This is a genomic window from Trichococcus pasteurii (genome assembly GCF_900112935.1).
Lineage (GTDB): Bacteria > Bacillota > Bacilli > Lactobacillales > Aerococcaceae > Trichococcus > Trichococcus pasteurii.
Map to the genome: position 1 here is coordinate 188,839 of NZ_FONM01000002.1, position 17,565 is coordinate 206,403.

General features: G+C 47.7%; 16 protein-coding genes. 1 reads left to right on the forward strand and 15 read right to left on the reverse strand.

Features of this window, described 5'->3' with window-relative positions; translation table 11 throughout:
- Window positions 1–4: 4 nt before the first annotated feature.
- From BM184_RS03235 to trpX, 10 genes are all read right to left on the reverse strand, one after another.
- Window positions 5–1,483, reverse strand: coding sequence for a phosphate:AMP phosphotransferase (locus tag BM184_RS03235; RefSeq protein ID WP_086941424.1), 1,479 nt, complete (start codon window positions 1,481–1,483; stop codon window positions 5–7).
- A gap of 101 nt (window positions 1,484–1,584) precedes the next feature.
- Window positions 1,585–2,001, reverse strand: coding sequence for an OsmC family protein (locus tag BM184_RS03240; RefSeq protein WP_086941425.1), 417 nt, complete (start codon window positions 1,999–2,001; stop codon window positions 1,585–1,587).
- Between the two features lie 135 nt (window positions 2,002–2,136).
- A complete protein-coding gene (gene nrdH, locus BM184_RS03245) occupies window positions 2,137–2,376 on the reverse strand; it encodes a glutaredoxin-like protein NrdH (RefSeq protein WP_086941426.1) in 240 nt (79 codons plus the stop codon).
- A gap of 119 nt (window positions 2,377–2,495) precedes the next feature.
- Entirely contained in the window at window positions 2,496–3,149 is a 654-nt protein-coding gene (locus BM184_RS03250) for a YczE/YyaS/YitT family protein (protein ID WP_177208519.1), read from the reverse strand.
- A gap of 89 nt (window positions 3,150–3,238) precedes the next feature.
- Entirely contained in the window at window positions 3,239–4,516 is a 1,278-nt protein-coding gene (locus BM184_RS03255; protein WP_086941428.1) for a dihydroorotase, read from the reverse strand.
- A 29-nt stretch (window positions 4,517–4,545) separates the two neighbouring features.
- Complete coding sequence (locus tag BM184_RS03260) at window positions 4,546–5,487, reverse strand: aspartate carbamoyltransferase catalytic subunit (RefSeq protein ID WP_086941429.1); 942 nt, start codon at window positions 5,485–5,487, stop codon at window positions 4,546–4,548.
- 399 nt (window positions 5,488–5,886) lie between these two features.
- Window positions 5,887–6,741 carry an LD-carboxypeptidase gene (locus BM184_RS03265; RefSeq protein WP_086941430.1) on the reverse strand — a complete coding sequence of 285 codons (855 nt, stop codon included), beginning with the start codon at window positions 6,739–6,741 and terminating at the stop codon, window positions 5,887–5,889.
- A gap of 19 nt (window positions 6,742–6,760) precedes the next feature.
- The gene (locus BM184_RS03270; RefSeq protein ID WP_086941431.1) at window positions 6,761–7,555 is read right to left on the reverse strand and encodes an ABC transporter ATP-binding protein; all 795 of its coding nucleotides are present in this window, start codon (window positions 7,553–7,555) and stop codon (window positions 6,761–6,763) included.
- A complete protein-coding gene (locus BM184_RS03275; protein ID WP_086941432.1) occupies window positions 7,548–8,444 on the reverse strand; it encodes an ABC transporter permease in 897 nt (298 codons plus the stop codon). The genes BM184_RS03270 and BM184_RS03275 overlap by 8 nt, the downstream gene beginning before the upstream one ends.
- Window positions 8,445–8,449: 5 nt before the next feature.
- On the reverse strand, window positions 8,450–9,493 hold the full coding sequence (gene trpX / locus BM184_RS03280; RefSeq protein WP_245830502.1) for a tryptophan ABC transporter substrate-binding protein: 1,044 nt from the start codon (window positions 9,491–9,493) through the stop codon (window positions 8,450–8,452).
- Window positions 9,494–11,218: 1,725 nt separating this feature from the next.
- Here trpX and BM184_RS03290 point away from each other — a divergent pair.
- Window positions 11,219–12,922: an NFACT RNA binding domain-containing protein gene (locus BM184_RS03290; RefSeq protein ID WP_086941434.1), complete on the forward strand. Its 1,704-nt coding sequence runs from the start codon at window positions 11,219–11,221 to the stop codon at window positions 12,920–12,922.
- Between the two features lie 121 nt (window positions 12,923–13,043).
- Here BM184_RS03290 and rpoN read toward each other — a convergent pair whose 3' ends face one another.
- The 5 genes from rpoN to BM184_RS03315 form a co-directional block, all read right to left on the reverse strand.
- Window positions 13,044–14,372 carry an RNA polymerase factor sigma-54 gene (rpoN, locus tag BM184_RS03295; RefSeq protein WP_177208520.1) on the reverse strand — a complete coding sequence of 443 codons (1,329 nt, stop codon included), beginning with the start codon at window positions 14,370–14,372 and terminating at the stop codon, window positions 13,044–13,046.
- A 152-nt stretch (window positions 14,373–14,524) separates the two neighbouring features.
- Window positions 14,525–15,157, reverse strand: coding sequence for an orotate phosphoribosyltransferase (gene pyrE / locus BM184_RS03300; RefSeq protein WP_086941436.1), 633 nt, complete (start codon window positions 15,155–15,157; stop codon window positions 14,525–14,527).
- 1 nt (window position 15,158) lies between these two features.
- Entirely contained in the window at window positions 15,159–15,872 is a 714-nt protein-coding gene (pyrF, locus tag BM184_RS03305; protein WP_086941437.1) for an orotidine-5'-phosphate decarboxylase, read from the reverse strand.
- Window positions 15,862–16,791, reverse strand: a complete 930-nt coding sequence (locus BM184_RS03310; RefSeq protein WP_086941438.1) for a dihydroorotate dehydrogenase — start codon at window positions 16,789–16,791, stop codon at window positions 15,862–15,864. The genes pyrF and BM184_RS03310 overlap by 11 nt, the downstream gene beginning before the upstream one ends.
- Window positions 16,788–17,564: a dihydroorotate dehydrogenase electron transfer subunit gene (locus BM184_RS03315; RefSeq protein ID WP_218150975.1), complete on the reverse strand. Its 777-nt coding sequence runs from the start codon at window positions 17,562–17,564 to the stop codon at window positions 16,788–16,790. Before BM184_RS03315 ends, BM184_RS03310 begins: the two co-directional genes overlap by 4 nt.
- Window position 17,565 lies beyond the last annotated feature (1 nt).

Genomic DNA, 17,565 nt, shown 5'->3' on the forward strand with positions numbered 1-17,565 from the left:
TCGACTATTTTTCTTGCTTCTTGCCCTCATGTCTATCGATGAAGGCTCTTGCCCGGCTGATGAATTCCTTCAATACTTTAATCCGGGCATATTCTTTCTGGTTCCCTTCGATAATGATCCACGGAGCATCTTTCGTGTCCGTTCTGGCGACCATCTCGTTCATTGCTTCTTCGTAGTGCTCGAATTTTTCGTGGTTCCGCCAATCTTCATCGGTCAGCTTGTAGTTTTTCTCCGGATCGTTTTCCCGATCTTTGAAGCGCTGTTTTTGCTCTTCTTTGTCTATCACAATCAGGAATTTAACGATCAACAAACCATCATGGACCAGGTTGTGTTCCATTTCGTTGATTTCTTCGTAGGCAGCGGCCCAGCGGTGTTCCGGGGTGAAGCCTTCCACCCGTTCCACCAGTACGCGGCCGTACCAACTTCTGTCATAAATGGTCATTTTCCCTTTGACCGGAAAAGTCTGATAGAAGCGCCAAAGATAGTTATAGCGACTCTCGTTCTCGGTGGGTGCCGCAGTCGTGGCAACGTCATAACTGCGCGGATCGATCAACCTTGTCAAGCGGCTGATTGCGCCGCCCTTGCCTGCTGCATCCGTGCCTTCGAACACAAGAACACAAGGGATCTTTTTCAGCCACATTTCGTAGACCAATTCCCCCGCTTTTTCCTGCAGTTTCTCCAGCTGGGCTTCATATTCTTCTTCTGTTATGGCAACTTTCAGATCGATTTTGGCCAGTGGTTTTTCCTTTAGGCCGGAACGGATCGGCACCGGTGGTTTCTTTTCTGTTTGCTCAAGGTGGCTCTTCAAAGTGCTGCTCGCGATGCTTAGTGCTGCTCGGGAAGCATCTTTAAGGTCTTCTGAGGAAATCACGTGCCATGGCGACGCGTCGAAGTTCGTCATTTCCAATATTTTGTCGAAGTGCTTCAAATATTTGGAGTATTTTTTGAGTTGTTTTTCATCGTCTTTGGTGATCAGGAACTCTCTGTATGGGTCGTCTTTCAGTTTCTCGATCCGTTTTTCCATCGTGTTTTCTGAGTGGTGCAGAAACAGTTTCAGGACGATGGTGTTGTCGGCAACCAGCATCCGTTCCAGAAAACTAATATAGCCAAGGTGATGTTCCAGGCGTTCGTCCTTCATTTTCAAATCGTTCATCAGTTCCGAATAGAAACTGCGGTCAAAAAAAGCTATCCGGCCTTTTCCGGGCAAATCTCTCGCAAAACGCCACAAAAATGGGCGCTCTGCATAGTCGTCCAAAGCATCATCGAAGACGCTTACTTCGAAATAACGTGGGTCCAATTCCTTCGTCAGATCCTTTAGTACATGCCCTTTGCCTGAGGATTCCCAGCCATCGACGATGATCAGCATGGAGGAGTCGCTGTTGACCAGTTTTCTTTGCAAAGCGGCCAGTTCAATGCCGAGTTCAGACCTTTTTGTGCCGGATAATGTCGTGTCTTTTTTGTCAAAATCGAAATCTTTTAACATATGCTACGCCACCTTTTCTGCTTTTCACTATTTTATCATAAAACAGTCTGAAGCAAAGTGATACGGATTAGCTGTTAATTGAAGTAGCCGATTTGTAGCTGTTATTCCGCGTAAGGGACAACTTCCAAAGTGATGTGATTGTAGTCGCCGATGATTTTTGAAACAGGACAGCGTTTATGGGCGGATTGCGCAAGTTTCTCAACGTCCGCCAACTCCATGCCTTCGACCGAAATAAAGGCCTTCAAATCGAAATAAAACCCTTTTCCGTCTTCTTCCCTGCAGAAATCGACGTGCACTTCCGCTTTGCTTCTAGCCTCGGCTTTCCTCGCCTTAAGCAGGGCTTCAATGGTCGCATTCAGGCAAGTCGCCCATGATAAGCCGAATAATTGTTCCGGATTGAAGCCGGCTAAATCCTTCAGCGGATCAGATGTCTGCAGAGATTCACCGTCCGAAACAGAGACGGTCCCGTTCAAGCCCTCAGCATTGATGATTTCCGTATGGTATAACGATTTTGTCATTTAATTAGTCCCCTTTCTTGCCACCGTTATTGTTGATTGTTTCCTCTATCTTAACATGATTCACCACAATTAGCAGAAAAAAACAGCACCGGATGTCCCGTAAAGGGAAATCTGGTGCTGTTCGGAAGACAACGACTATGCGGTGATCAATTGTTCAAGCAAATCAGGTCTGAAACCGAAAAACGGCTCAACGCCATCAAAGACGACTACCGGCAAAGATTGGAACCCCAACTCTTTGACTTCGGCCAAGGCCGCTTCGGATTCCTGGATGTCCTTGATTTCATAACGGATGCTGTTATCATCCAAAAATTTCTTTGTGAAATTGCACTGCATGCAATTCGGTTTTGTGTATACTGTGACATTCTTGTTAGACATGATGGTTCCCTCCATTGGTTATTCGATGATGACTTCCTTTTCGAATAAAGCTTATGGATACATCATACAGTATTGTTGATTAAAAAACAAACCATATCTAGTGGTTCAGGATGGCGGAATCAATCCAGATCGATGGAAAGTTCCTGAGCGGCGGCCGAAGCTTTGATTTTCTCATAAACGAAATTCATGCTTGGCGGGAAGAAAAGCATGCTGATGATGGTCCCTTCGCGTACGGTAATAGCCGTGTTGGTTGAAAAAGCAATCAACAAAGCGGCTGCAATCAGAAGCACGTCGAACATTTGGCGCACTTTGCCGAAGTTGAAGCCGAAACGGTTACTGAAGGCCATACAAGCGCCCTCTAAAGGCATATTGATGTAATTCAAAGCCATCATCGATCCGACCCCGATTGAGGCTATGATGCCCCCTAAAATGACCATGGCGATCTTCACCCAGTACTGGTCGATCGTCAAACCGGAAAATACCGTATACAGCATCAGGTTCATCACTTGGCCGAGGATCAATGTGACAGGAATTTGAAACAATTGTCTGAGTGGAAAATCTTTTTTCATCAAAATCCATTGTATCGCTACACATATGATATTCAATATGATTGCCAGCGTTCCGATTTTGATGCCGGAAAGTTGGTTGATGCTCATGTTAAGGGCTTCATAGGCACCCACGCCGACGTTGGCTTTCACTGTGAAACTCGCCCCGATAGCGGTTATGGTGACCGCAACGATGACCAATAACATGTTCTTTAAATGTTTCGTCATTTTTTCACCTATCCATTCATTATTGTGCCTAGTCATTATAAAGAAATAAGCAACGAATTGCAATTCGCTGCTTACTCCGGGTCTTGCATTTATTTGGTGTAGACGACCTTGCCATCCACTAATGTATAAAGTGTTTCACCTTTGACTTTCCAGCCGGTGAACGGTGTATTTGTCGCTTTCGAAAGGAAGTCTTCGCTGCGGATTTCGTATTCATTTTCCAAATCGAAGATGGCGATATCCGCTTGGGATCCGATATCCAGTGTCCCGGATTCCATGCCGAACAATGCTGCAGGCTTGACGGTCATCCAATCGACCAGTTGTTTCAAGGTGAAGACCCCACCCAAAACGAAGTTGGAGTACATCAATTGGAAAGCAGTCTCGATGCCCACAATGCCGAACGGAGCGCCGACCATTCCGCCTTGTTTTTCTTCTTCGCCATGCGGTGCGTGATCGGTTGCGATGCAGTCGATTGTGCCGTCCAACAACCCTTCGATCAGGGCTGCGCGGTCTTCAGCGCCGCGCAATGGCGGGTTCATCTTGTAGATGGCGGTGTCCGTTGGGATCGAACCATCTATCAGAATCAAGTGATGCGGAGCGACTTCGGCAGTAACATGGATCCCTGCACGTTTGGCATCACGGATAACGCGTACGCTTTCTTTCGTGGAAACATGGCAGACATGGTAATGACAGCCTGTCGCTTCCGCCAAAAGCACATCGCGGGCGATTTGGGTCGATTCAGTGACGCTCAAGATGCCGGGCAGATCCAATTCGTCGGAACGCGTGCCTTTATGCATCACGCCTCCAAACAAAAGGGAGTCGTCCTCTGTATGCGCAACAAGAGCAGCGTTGTTCTTGGCAGCTTCCTGCATTGCCAAATACATCGTTCCGGCTGTTTGTACACCAACACCGTCGTTGGTGAAAGCGAAAGCGCCAGCTGCCAACAATTGCTTCTGATCAGTCAGGACATCGCTGCGCAAGTTCTCGGTGATTGGCGCGTATTGTTTGACTTTGATGATGGCAGTATCTTTGATCAGCTGTTGGATAGCAGCGAATTTATCTGCCGTATCCGGAACGGGATTCAGGTTCGGCATTGCGCAGACAGTAGTGAAACCTCCACGAGCGGCTGCCTGCGTTCCTGTTTCGATTGTCTCTTTATAGGTGAAGCCGGGTTCGCGCAAATGCACATGCACGTCTACCAGTCCGGGAGTGACCAGACCGCCTTTAGCATCGATGACTGTTGCATCTTCATCCTTTATCTGCAGGTCCTGGCCGATTGCTTTAATCTTATCGTCTTTTACATATATCTCTGCAGGAATAAGTCCCTCTTTTTGACCCAACATTTTTGCATTTTTTATCCAAACTGACATGTGATCCCTCCACTGGTGAATTGTTGTGATTATACGTTTGTTGCTCTTCCGTGCATGATGGCTTCCAGGATGGCCATTCTGGCAAAGACGCCATTTTTCATTTGCGTCACGATCCGCGAGCGGCGGCATTCCACTAGGCTATCCGCCAATTCTACGTCGCGGTTGACAGGAGCGGGATGCATGATGATGGCCGTCTCCTTCATGCGGGCTTCCCTTGCGACTGTCAGTCCGAATTGATCGAGATACTCTGCCTTTGTGTAGCGCATGGCTTTCCCGCCATGGCGTTCCGTCTGGACGCGGAGCAGCATCATGACATCGACTTCTCCGATGATGTCATCGATTTCCTTGTGCGTGCCGTATTGGTCGAAAGTAGGATCGTACCACTCTTTAGGACCCGTGAAATAGATGGTCGCTCCGAGGCGCTGCAGCATCTGCATGTTTGTTTTGGCGACGCGTGAGTGCGACAAGTCGCCGCAAATGGCCACCTTCACTCCGCTGAAAGTATGGAATTCTTCGTAGATCGTCAAAAGGTCAAGCAAGCACTGGCTTGGATGCTGGCCGGCGCCGTCTCCGCCGTTCACGATGGATGCGGTAATGCCCGGGCTTTCGATCAACTCTTTGTAGTAGGCTTCTGCGCTGTGGCGGATAACGACCACATCCACGCCGATCGCCGATAAGGTCAGGACTGTGTCATAAAGCGTTTCGCCTTTGCTGATGCTGCTTGTCGAAGTGTCAAAACTGATGACTTGCATCCCCAACTTGTGCTCCGCCATTTCGAAGCTTTTGTGTGTGCGTGTGCTGTTCTCGAAAAACAAGTTCGAAGCGTATGTTCCTGCAGTCAAATTTCTGTCCGGTTGGATGCCGTTTTTGAATTCGGATGCACGCAGGATCAGGGACATGATCTCCAGATTCGTGAGTTCCTCGACACTTACAAAGTTTTTTAATGCGATCTGATTTGTCGTTTGCATCATTTTAAAGCCCTCCAAATTAGTTTTTTTTGTGAATGGAGGCAAAAAGAACCCGAAGAATTTGTAAGCTCTTCAGGTTCTAGGCCAGCCGCTCCGGGATTTGGGTACAGAGCGGCCATCTAGTGACCTTGCGGGCCTCACAGGACCCCCTTAAAGTCTCACATTCGCTATTAAATTGTGCGATAGGATAAATCTCCAGAAAAAAAGCCCATGGTCAAAGAGACAATGGGCATAAAGTCATGATGAAGGCGCAGTACGCCTGATATGCTCCTTAGTAGTCTCTCTGGACTCTCGTTAAAGGAAATTCATTCTGTTGCTAAAATAATAACGCGCAGAGGCGCTTTTGTCAATGCTGGCCATGTGCATGCAGTGTTTTTCTCGATCAGGCAAGACGCATTCCCTTTAGCCGATGCGAATCGGCTTGGAACGGTCATCATGTCCGATGCAGTCTGTTTCCCAAACCGGGAACCCGTACCGCGAAGCGTATTCCCGGCACACAGCCAGAAAAGCAGCCCTTTTCCCGTCCAACTCGATTTGCGTGAATTGCCCGATGAGCATGCCGTTGATCTTTTCGAACGCGCCCAATTGTTCCAGTTGAGCCAACCCGCTGCACATCGCTGCGTATCTGCCGCCTGCCGATTCGAGGACCAGCACTTTGTTTTCCAATTCGGGCCAATAAGGGGTCCCTGCCAGCTTCAGGAAGCAGCGCAGATTCCCGCCTACAAAAACTGCCGAAAATTGATCAGAGAGATGATTTTCGGCTATTTCGAACGTTTCGATCCAGTCTGCATCGTTTAAGTTGAACAAGTCACCGAGTGCGCGAGTCTGTAAAGCTTCCTCCTGACTCATGAGCACTTTTGGGTTATAGAGGATATTCTGGATGCCGGTTTTAGCCTGAATGGCATTCACAATCACGGTATTGTCGCTATAGCCAAAGTAGGGCTTCGGATTTTTTTTGATGATTTCAAAATCAAGATAAGGCAATATTTCGTTGGCTAAGTCCCCGCCGGACAAGTCAAATATCGCTTTTACGCTCGCATCGGAATAAAGGGACAATAAAGCCCCTGCACGGGATGCAGGGGCCTCGGTTTGCTGTGTCTCTTTATCCAGGAACAGCACGTCACCCATTACAGTCTCAAGGCCAAAATCATCCTTGAGTTTCCGGCTGAGTGACGAAACCATTTCCAGCGAGCGATCATTATTCGTCAATCCGTTCGAACAGCTGATGAAGCCGATCGCATCTCCTGGATGCCACATAAAGATCACTACCTTTCTGTCAGACCAAGATGTCTTGGATGGATAACTCCTGAAGTTCAGCAAATATTTTTTCGGGCGTCAATGATTTTTTCATTTCTGCGTCATAATCCTTCATGATTTGACCGTGATGCAGCACGAGCATGCGATTCCCGTACTGGATCGCGTCCTGCAGGTTATGGGTGATCATGATGCTGGTAAGGTTGTTGTCGATTACCTGTTGATTCGTCAATTCCAGAACCAATTTGGCCGTTTTCGGATCCAATGCTGCGGTATGTTCGTCCAGCAGCAGAATGTCCGGCCGTTTCATTGTTGCCATCAGCAAAGCGATGGCTTGTCTTTGGCCGCCCGACAATAGCCCGATTTCAGCACCCATCCGGTTTTCCAGGCCTAAGCCCAATTTTTTCAGTTCCTCTTTGAAGAATGCTTTTTCTTCGTGCGAAGTTCCGAAGCGCAGCGTCCGTTTTTGGCCTCTGCGGTATGCCAAAGATAAATTTTCCTGCACAGTCATCCGTGGGGCGGTACCCATTTTTGGATCCTGGAAGACACGGCTGATGTAAGGCGCACGCTTATCTTCTTTGAGGAACGTAACATTTTGTCCGTTTACGATGATGTCTCCTGTATCAGGCAGAAAGTTACCGGAAATGGCATTCAACAAAGTTGATTTGCCGGCCCCGTTACCACCGACCAAAGTGATGAAATCGCCTTGTCTGACCGTCAGATTGACGTCCTGCAGTGCGTTGACCTGATTGGGTGAACCAGGGTAGAACGTTTTTGAGACATGTGACATCGTCAACATCGCTTCCTGATTAGTCATTTCTCTTCACCTTCTTTCGCAATGAGTACATGTAGTAGGTTTCCTTGATTTTCGGCAACGCCAAGAAGAAGGTCAACAATACAGCTGAGATCAACTTGAAGTCATTCGGGTTCATGCCCGCTTCCAGTACCATCACCATGATCAGGCGGTACAGGACCGAACCTAACATCAGACAAACCAAACGCATTTTGAAAGAGACATTCGTGAACAATACTTCACCGATGATGATCGAAGCCAGACCGATGACGATCGTTCCGATACCCATGCTGATGTCGGCATAGCCATTGTCCTGTGCGATGATGGATCCCGCCAATGCGACGATACCGTTCGAAATCATCAGCCCAACGATTTTCATCGTGTTTGTGGAAATACCCAATGAGCGGGCCATCGCTTCGTTGTCGCCTGTCGCGATGACGGCTTGACCGAATTCCGTTTTGAAAAAAATGACATAAAGCCCGATGATGAGGGCGACAACCAACGAGCCTAACGCAATCGTGTCAAAATGTCTGGGAAGATTCATGTTTTGGAAAACAGTGAAGATCGTATCCTTGCCCAACAGGCTGATGTTGGCTCTGCCCATTACGCGCAGGTTGATGGAATAGAGACCGGTCATCGTCAAAATACCTGCCAAAAGGCTGGGAATCTGCAATTTTGTGATCAAAAAACCAGTGATCAGACCAGCCGAGCTGCCGGCAATGATGGCAAATATAATAGCAACAAAAGGATTGGCTCCTAGCGTGATGGCTTGAACAGCCACAGCCGCACCGAGGGGAAACGCACCCTCGGTTGTCATGTCGGCAAGATCCAAAATACGGAAACTTACAAATAAACCCAGTGCCAGAATACTCCAAAGCAACCCTTGGGAGACGGCGGAAATAATCATATTCATTCAGTCTACTCTCCTTCTCCTACAAAGATGGCGTTCTGTGCGATATCATCGGGGATCGTGATGCCCAATTGGTCGGCTTTCGCTTGATTGATGACCAGCTGGATCCCGGTAGCGTATTGTACAGGATATGTTGCGGGATCTGCTCCAGCCAGAATATCAGCTGCCACAGCTCCAGTTTGGGTACCTAGCGCGTATTGATTCAAACCGATTGTCGCCAAACCGCCTTCTTCTACCATTGTGTCCACTGCAGGGAACACCGGAATATTGTAGGCATCCGCAACCGGGATAAGTGTTGCCAGGCCGCTTGCGATGGTGTTGTCTGTCGGTACATAGATGGCATCCACTTCAGAAGCAAGACTTTCAGCAACCTGCGCGATATCGTTCGTGGAAGTGACAGTTTTAGTGACTGTCTTCAAACCTAATGAAGCGGCGATTTCCTCAGCCTCTTTTGCGGAGCTGATTGAATTGTCCTCAGCCGAAGAGTAAAGGATACCGATCGTTTCGGCTTCAGGAAGCAACTGTTGAATCAAAACAAATTGGTCGCGTGCAGGAGTCTTATCGCTGACGCCGGTGATGTTGCCGCCCGGTTTTTCCAATGAATCCACAAGACTGGCTGCTACTGGATCCGTGATGGCTCCCAAAATGATCGGAATATCGCTGGATGCATTTGCCAACGCTTGTGCTGCAGGGGTAGCGATGCCGATCATGATGTCCGCATCATTCGAAACGAACCGCTCCGCTATCGACTGCATGTTCGACTGATCGCCTTGCGCATTCTGGAAATCGATCGTTGCCGTTTCGCCATCCACATAACCGGCCTCCTCCAATTGGTCGATGATGCCTTCCCCGATCTGATCAAGTGCCGGGTGGGTCGTCAGTTGCATGATGCCGATGTAAGGCAAATCCGGATTGATGCTGTCTGCGGAGCTGGCCGCGGAACCGTCCGAAGATGTGTCCGAATTATTGGCATCCGAATTGCCGCATGCCATCAATACTGTCGCTGCCATAAGGGTCAAGATGCTTGCGCGTGCTCTGAATAATTTTTTCATTTCTGATTCCTCCAATTTTTCTTCTTCTTATTTTGTAAAAAGGTGATAAAAAAGCCGCCATCTGAACCAAGTATGGCGGCTGAATACAGAAAACGCCACACAGACCGATATTGTCTATGTGGCGGCTTAAATATCTTTAGTAATCCACATAGATACTGTTCAGATGTTACATCTGAGGCTGTATCTACGGACAATCAATACGTCACAAAGAACAACCTACTCCACGTGGCTTTGCCAATCAAAAAAATTCACTTTGGAAACGCTAGTAAATGCTGACATGCTTGATTGCTCCTTTTATGATTGATAATTTAATAGTAACCAATGCGAAAAACAAAGTCAAGAGTAGGATTAGAAAAAGATGAGGTATTCTCATATTACTTCCCGTGTGTACTGCACAAAACAAAAAACATGATCAAGGAACCACCCTGTGATCATGTTTTTTGTTTTAATTGTCCCAAAAAAACTTCGGGGGAAGTTCAAATTGGCTTTCGAAATGATTTCACCTATTTTGCGTATACGTGTAATCGAAGGGTGCTGAATAAAGGATGGATATGCATTGAATAATGGCAGTATAAGTTTGCTGATTTAGCTGATGAAAAAATGAGCAAAACACCATACCCAGCAATCTTATTGATTCATCCATTACGTACTCCATCCCCCCAAGGTTACCTCTCTTCACTACATACAGTAATGAGATTTTTTTATAAGCGACAACCTCCAAGTTCAGCTGTCGCGATGGATTCAGTTTGGATATCGCAAGCCTTTTCTTCTGCAACACCGCATGAAGGCAAGTTGATGACTTTCTGTTAGTGGTTATGAAGGAACAGCAGGCCCCCATTATGACGGGCTCCAATCATAGTGGTGCTGATATTCAATAACACACGATGGCAGGTAAGTTGCAACCGCTTCCATGTTTCGATTACTTTCTTAGTATAAGTCACTGTCGTTTTAAAAGCAACATTTTTATGTAAAATTGTTGTCTTATTTATTTCCGAGTGCAATGATCCATGTAATCCCCATCCTAAAATAATTTCCAGTCGTGTAAATTGATGGAATGAATTTCGCGAATCGTTCACCATTGACCCCAGGTTAAATCACTAAAAATACCTATGTATAAGCATTTCATCATACTATTTTTACACTCTGTTCACTAGGAAATTAGATTTTTTGAATGAGATATCCGACATAAAATACATTGTTGTTTATTAAAAATCAGCAAACTCTGAAAATCAAATGTAATGTCACTATGTTGATTGTTTACTTGGGAAACTAACAGTATTTTGTTTTCATCCACCCCCTTCCCGAATTTCAGCAGCAACTGGAGCCCATCGTCGAATTGATGATATTCTTGATTAAATCCACTTTTTAGTTGTCGCATTTTTTAGCAACCGCTAATTCGGAACATGTGTTTATTTCTAAATCTACTTATTTTGGAAAAATAAAAGTAAAAACCCGAATAATTTCGCATATTCCTTCTTCCTTCTGATGTAATTCAAATTACCGAAACTTATGTTTTTGTATTTTGTTCGTTGTTAGGATTGTAAATTGTCTTCTTGAATGCCGTTTTGGATATCTGTCATCCGGTGAATGACAATACAAGTATACCAGGTGCGCCTTCCCTTTTGTTTTGCACCAAAATATGACACAAAGAAGAAACACGCCAGACGCCGGAGATGATATGGTATAATGAAAGGCGTATATTGACATGTACTAGGAGGTGTTCTCATGTCTTTTGATGGTGTATTTACACGTGCCATGGTTAAGGAATTGAACCGCGACCTGGAAAACGGCAGGATCAGTAAGGTCTATCAGCCATTTCAGCACGAAATTATTCTTACCATACGAGCCAATCGGAAAAACAAACGGGTATTGCTGTCAGCTCACCCATCCTACGCTCGGATACAAGTAATCAATGATAACTTATCCAACCCCGATTCCGCGCCCAATTTCTGTATGGTGCTGCGCAAAAATCTGGAGGGTGCCTACATCGAAGACATCAAACAATTGGGCAACGACCGAATCATCATTTTCTCGTTCCGGAATTTCGATGAACTCGGCGACCAACGCCAGATGGAATTGATCGTCGAATTGATGGGCCGTCACAGCAACATCTTTTTGATCGATAAGGAATCCAGAATAATAATCGATTGCCTGAAGCACGTACCTTTTTACCAGAACAGCTTCAGGCCTTTGCATCCAGGGGTAGCTTATCAGCTGCCTCCGCATCAGGACCGGTCGGATCTTTTTGCGCTTGAGCCACAAGAGATCGAAAGCATCATTGCGCAGTTCGATCCCGAAGCCCCTTTGCGGAACTCTTTACAAAAAACATTCCAAGGTCTTGGGAGCGATTCGGCGCAGGAAATCGCGCATTATGCCGCTGACGAAAATCAATCGGTGTCAGCCAGCATCCAGCTTTTCAAAGAACGGCTGGAAACGGTGACGCCGACCTTGACGACCGAAAGCGAAAGGAAACAGCACTTTACGCCATTCCCTTATGACAGCCTGACCGGTGAGAAGCAGTCATTCGCAACCCTCAGCCAACTGTTGGACGCTTATTACGCGGAGAAGGCAACCCGAGACCGCATCCACCAAGTCGCTTCAGACTTGCTGCAGATCGTCAGCACCGAACGCAAGAAAAATCAATTGAAGCTACAGAAGCTCGATCAGACCTTGCAGGAAACCGAGAAGGCGGATGTCTACCGGATTAAAGGCGAGATTTTGACTGCTTATCTGCATCAATTCGAAAAAGGCCAACAAGAAGTAGTGCTGAATAATTTCTACGATGACGAGAAACCGGTAGCCATCACTCTGAACCCTTCGCTTACGCCTTCACAGAATGCGCAGAAGTACTTTTCAAAGTATCAGAAGCTGACGACTGCCGTCAACCATGTGAATGAACAGATCAGGCAGACGCATGCAGAAAATGAATACCTTGAAACGATCGAAACACAGATCCAATTATCCGATCCGCAGGACTTGGAGGAAATCAAGGATGAGTTGAGTGAAGCAGGTTACCTGAAGCGTAAGCAGTCTCTGAAGCACAAGAAGAAAAAAGTCAGCAAACCCCATCGTTTCAGATCTACTGATGGCACAAGCATCCTGGTCGGCAAAAACAATCTGCAAAATGATCAGTTGACTTTGAAAACCGCCAAAAAGTCGGATACTTGGCTCCACGCCAAAAACATCCCCGGTTCGCATGTCATCATCGAGAGCAACAATCCAAGTGAGGAAACGATACTGGAGGCCGCCAATATTGCGGCTTATTATTCCAAATTCCAGAACTCCGCCAATGTCCCCGTCGATTACGTCGCCGTCAAGCAGATCCGCAAACCTAACGGCGCTAAGCCGGGCTTTGTCATCTATGAAGGACAGAAAACGGTCTATGTGACCCCGGACAAAGAAATGATCAAATCCTTAAAAGCGGATTGAGCTTCTCAACCTGAAAAACATACGCAAAAAAAAGCTCCCAGAATTTTTGCTGGGAGCTTTTTGTATGGATTTTTAATTTTGTTTTATGTTCATGCCGATTTCATCGAACAGATCGACATAATTATGTCCTTTTTCTTTTCGAACTGGAGGGTATCCCCAAACCCATGCGGTATTTCGCCACCGTCCTGCGGGAGATGTCGATTCCCTGAGCGGTGAAATGATCGGCAATCACCTGATCGGAAACCGGCTTCGCCTTTTCTTCGCGGCCGATTATATTCTTTATTTCGGTTTCGATGACGATGGATGAGATGGCTACCTGATCCCCGTCATCCTCTTTCATAAAACCGCTCCGGAAGAAAAAGCGCAATTCAAATATGCCTTTCGGGGTCGCCATATATTTGTCATTCACGACCCGGCTCACCGTCGAAATACTCAGGTCTGTCAGTTTGGCGATGTTTTTCATCGCCATAGGCTTCATCGATGAGGCTTTTTCCAAGAAATAATCCGCCTGCAGCTGCAGGATGGCTTCCGTTATTTTGATGACGTTCTGTGTCCGTTGGAGAACACACTGCTGGATCCAGGAAATTTCTTTCTTTTTTTCTTCCAGATAACGTTTCATATCTTTATCCGCCAACGCCAGCAATTCGCTGTAATAGTCTTCGTTGAACGCGACCGATGGAAGGCCGCTTTGATTGAAGGAAACGTCCAGCGTGTTGTCCTCGGCTATGGCTACATAGATGTCCGGTTCGACGAAGACCGTCTCCTCGAATGTGGCCTCCCACTGCAGCTTCGTCTTCAGCTTACTCATGTAGGTGATGATTTCGATCAGTTCGTCATGGTCGATCTCCTCGGCGTCCATAATCGACTCCAAGCGATAGGTAGACAGCTCCTTGAAATAATTTTCCAGTATGTAGTAGGCCAATGGGGGCGACTGTTCGTCCCTTTCGGTCTGCAGCATCAGAAACTCCTGCAGGTCGCGGGCACCGACACCGGGAGGATCCAACTGCTGCAGGAGCGTCAAGGCATCCAGCATTTCCGCTTCGCCGGCGGAAGTTGCTTCCGCAGCCTCTTCCAGCTTGATATCCAAATAGCCGTCATCCGTCACATATCGGATGAGGAACAGAACCAGCTGCCTGAGCGGCGTGTTTTTCATGTTCAGATAGATCTGTTCATGCAGAAAGTCATAGAGCGACTGATTCTTGCTTTCCATGCGTTCATACCAGGGCGTCTGATTATCCGCCGTGTATACATTGGAGACGGCCACCGCGCCCGTGTCCGATGCCCGCTTTTTGATGTCCATCAACGGATTCCCCAATGCCTTGTCCTCTATATAGGCGGAAAGTTCAGACATGGGCATCTGCAAGATGTGCAATGCCTGCCGCATCTGCTGCGTCATCCGGACCGATTGTTGCTGCGTTTGTTTCAGTTGGAATTCCTGTTTCGCCATCATTTTCACCTCTTCCCGTACTTGTCGAAAAAATATATGCATCCAGTATACCACCATTAGAGCGCTTACTTGTAAAAAATGATGAGAAACCCCCGCAAGCAAGATTCAAGATCTTGTCTACGGGGGTTTCGTATGATAACAATTTGACCGCTAAATTAGCCCTTGAACCAGTTCTCAGGGTCTTTGCTCCAGTCTTTCAATAACTCCAATTCTTCTTCGGAGATGTAGCTCGTTTCATGGGCAACTTCCAGCAGTGTGCTGTAGTTGGACAATGTGTCGATCGCAAGACCGGCATCGGCGAAATTTTTCGTTCCTTTAGCCAATTCGTAGGTGAAGATGGCGACGCAGCCCAATACATTTGCGCCTTCCAGTTCAGCTGCCTTTGATGCTTCGATGACGCTGCCGCCTGTTGAAATCAAGTCTTCGACTACGACCATTTTTTGGCCTTCAGTGATTTTGCCCTCGATTTTGCGGCCTGTTCCGTGGTCTTTCGCTTTGCTGCGGATGTAGACCATCGGCAAGTCCAAAATGTCGGCAATCCATGCAGCATGCGGGATGCCTGCAGTCGCAGTTCCAGCAATCACTTCTGCATCCGGGTATTTATCTTTGATCAGATCAGCCAAGCCTTGTGCAATCTGTTTGCGCACAGCCGGGTAGCTCATAGTGACGCGGTTATCGCAATAGATCGGGCTTCTGATGCCTGATGCCCAAGTAAAAGGGTCCTGCGGGCTTAAGCTCACTGCTTTGATGTCCAATAATGATTTTGCTACTTCTTTTGCTATCGTCATTTTATTCCGCTCCATTCCATTGGTTCTTGATTTCGTGATAGGCAGCAACGGGATCCGCTGCTTGGGTGATCGGACGACCGACTACGATGAAGGATGAGCCGATTTCTCTTGCGCGGCCCGGTGTCGCGACACGCTTCTGATCCCCAACCGCACTGCCGGCCGGGCGGATACCCGGTGTCAAACAGATGAAATCATCATTCGTGTGGTCCTTGATCATGCGCGCTTCCCATGCGGAACAGACGACGCCGTCGAGTCCGGATTTGCATGTCAAATCCGCGTAATGCAGGACGCTCTCCTGCAGGCTGACTTTGATCAGCTGCTCCGCCTGCATCGCTTCTTCGGAAGTTGAAGTCAATTGTGTGACCGCAATCAGTTTCGGAACAGCGCTTCCTGCCGGTGTGCCGGCGATCAAGCCTTCTTTGGCGGCTTTCATCATTTCCGAACCGCCAGCTGCATGAACATTGACCATATCGATATCCAAAGCGGCCAAGCCTTTCATGGCGCGGTGAACGGTGTTCGGGATGTCATGCAATTTCAGGTCCAGGAAGATTTCGTGGCCCATTTCCTTGATCTTTTTCACAATTTCCGCTCCATGTTGGTAATACAGTTCCATACCCACTTTTACATAAAGCGACTCATCTTTGAATAACAAAAGGAAGTTCTTGATTTCTTCGCTTGTTGAAAAGTCCAACGCTATTATCGGTTTATCGTTCATTGAGGATGCCTTCTCTCACTTCATTGATTAATTCCTGTAGGCTGTTGATGCCCAATTCGTCCATGCGTTGCGGAAGCTGTTCGATCAGTTTCGGGCAAACGAACGGATCGGTGAAGTTGGCCATGCCGACGCCGACTGCGCTGGCTCCAGCCATGAACATTTCCAGCACATCATCCACCGTATAGACGCCGCCCATCCCGATGATCGGAATATTGACTGCGCGCGCCACTTGATAGATCATGCGGATTGCTACCGGTTTGATGGCAGGACCGGAAAGGCCGCCTGTCTTGTTGGCGATGATCGGTTTGCGCGTGTGCAGATCGATGCGCATGCCCACAAGCGTGTTGATCATCGAAATGCCATCCGCTCCGGCTGCTTCAACCGCCTTGGCGATCTCAACGATATCCGTGACGTTCGGTGATAGCTTGACATAAACCGGAACGGTTGCGCCTTCTTTGGCCGCACGCGTTACGGCAGCTGCCATCTCCGGATCGGTTCCGAACTGCAGGCCGCCTTTATGGACGTTCGGGCAAGAAATATTCAATTCGATCGCTTTGACGTTCGGCGATTGGGAAACGGCTTTGCAGACTTGGTAATAATCATCGACCGTGTTTCCGGCGACATTCGAAATCAAAGGCACATCGTATTTTTCAAGTGCTGTGTGCTTCTGTGCAACAACAACCTCAACACCTGGGTTCTGCAAGCCGATGGCATTCAGCATGCCGGATGGCGTTTCCGCCAAACGCGGCGTGGGATTGCCTCTGCGGGGCTCAAGGGTCGTCGCTTTCGTCATGATGGCGCCCAACAGGCTCAGGTCGTAGAACTTGCCGTAATCCTCGCCGAAACCGAAACATCCGCTTGCTGGGATGATCGGGTTTTTTAGTTCCAAACCGGGTAAACTGACTGCTAATCGATTCATAGTACTATCTCCTCTGCTCTGAAGACCGGTCCTTCGACACAGACTCTGTAATTATCGTATGCTGATGTGCTGTTTTTCTTATCGCAGACGCAGCCGTAGCAGGCTCCGATACCGCAGGCCATCCGCTCTTCCAACGAAAGGTAGGTAAGGCTTGGGTCGAATGTTTTCGATACCGCCACCAACAAGCCTTTCGGGCCGCAAGCGAAGACTGCGTTCGGAACGAATCCGTCCAGTTCATCGAAGTATTGCGTGACGAAGCCTTGCTTGCCATAGCTGCCGTCATCCGTCGCGATGTTCACTTTGCCGAATGCCGCGAATTCTGCCTCATAGAAGACTTCCGCTTTGTTTTTGAAACCGAAGCAGCTCACAACATTGATGCCTTTCGCATGCAATTGTTTCGCCAATTCATAAAGCGGAGGAACACCGATGCCGCCTCCGATCAGCAAAGCATTCTGCCCTTCTTCGAGCATATCGATCGGATAACCGTTGCCCAATGGCCCCAGGATGTCCAATTCGTCGCCTGCTTTAAGCTGGCTGATGATGGTTGTGCCTTTTCCTTCGGTGCGGTAGATGATGACGCACTCTTGCTTTTCGGCATCGATTGAAGCGATGCTGATGGGGCGTCTCAAAAGCAATTCATCCCCAGGGACACGGATATGCAAAAACTGATCCGGTGCTCCCATCTCATTCACTAATGCACCTTTCAGGCGCAATTCGAAGATATCTTTTGCGATTTCTGTTTGACTGACGACTGTCATCATAGCTTGACTCATA

Excerpts from the sequence above, each read along its gene's own strand:
- BM184_RS03235 (WP_086941424.1), bottom strand. The coding sequence starts at position 1,483 with ATGTTAAAAGATTTCGATTTTGACAAAAAAGACACGACATTATCCGGC.
- BM184_RS03240 (WP_086941425.1), bottom strand. The coding sequence starts at position 2,001 with ATGACAAAATCGTTATACCATACGGAAATCATCAATGCTGAGGGCTTG.
- nrdH (WP_086941426.1), bottom strand. The coding sequence starts at position 2,376 with ATGTCTAACAAGAATGTCACAGTATACACAAAACCGAATTGCATGCAG.
- BM184_RS03250 (WP_177208519.1), bottom strand. The coding sequence starts at position 3,149 with ATGACGAAACATTTAAAGAACATGTTATTGGTCATCGTTGCGGTCACC.
- BM184_RS03255 (WP_086941428.1), bottom strand. The coding sequence starts at position 4,516 with ATGTCAGTTTGGATAAAAAATGCAAAAATGTTGGGTCAAAAAGAGGGA.
- BM184_RS03260 (WP_086941429.1), bottom strand. The coding sequence starts at position 5,487 with ATGATGCAAACGACAAATCAGATCGCATTAAAAAACTTTGTAAGTGTC.
- BM184_RS03265 (WP_086941430.1), bottom strand. The coding sequence starts at position 6,741 with ATGTGGCATCCAGGAGATGCGATCGGCTTCATCAGCTGTTCGAACGGA.
- BM184_RS03270 (WP_086941431.1), bottom strand. The coding sequence starts at position 7,555 with ATGACTAATCAGGAAGCGATGTTGACGATGTCACATGTCTCAAAAACG.
- BM184_RS03275 (WP_086941432.1), bottom strand. The coding sequence starts at position 8,444 with ATGAATATGATTATTTCCGCCGTCTCCCAAGGGTTGCTTTGGAGTATT.
- trpX (WP_245830502.1), bottom strand. The coding sequence starts at position 9,493 with ATGAAAAAATTATTCAGAGCACGCGCAAGCATCTTGACCCTTATGGCA.
- BM184_RS03290 (WP_086941434.1), top strand. The coding sequence starts at position 11,219 with ATGTCTTTTGATGGTGTATTTACACGTGCCATGGTTAAGGAATTGAAC.
- rpoN (WP_177208520.1), bottom strand. The coding sequence starts at position 14,372 with ATGATGGCGAAACAGGAATTCCAACTGAAACAAACGCAGCAACAATCG.
- pyrE (WP_086941436.1), bottom strand. The coding sequence starts at position 15,157 with ATGACGATAGCAAAAGAAGTAGCAAAATCATTATTGGACATCAAAGCA.
- pyrF (WP_086941437.1), bottom strand. The coding sequence starts at position 15,872 with ATGAACGATAAACCGATAATAGCGTTGGACTTTTCAACAAGCGAAGAA.
- BM184_RS03310 (WP_086941438.1), bottom strand. The coding sequence starts at position 16,791 with ATGAATCGATTAGCAGTCAGTTTACCCGGTTTGGAACTAAAAAACCCG.
- BM184_RS03315 (WP_218150975.1), bottom strand. The coding sequence starts at position 17,564 with ATGAGTCAAGCTATGATGACAGTCGTCAGTCAAACAGAAATCGCAAAA.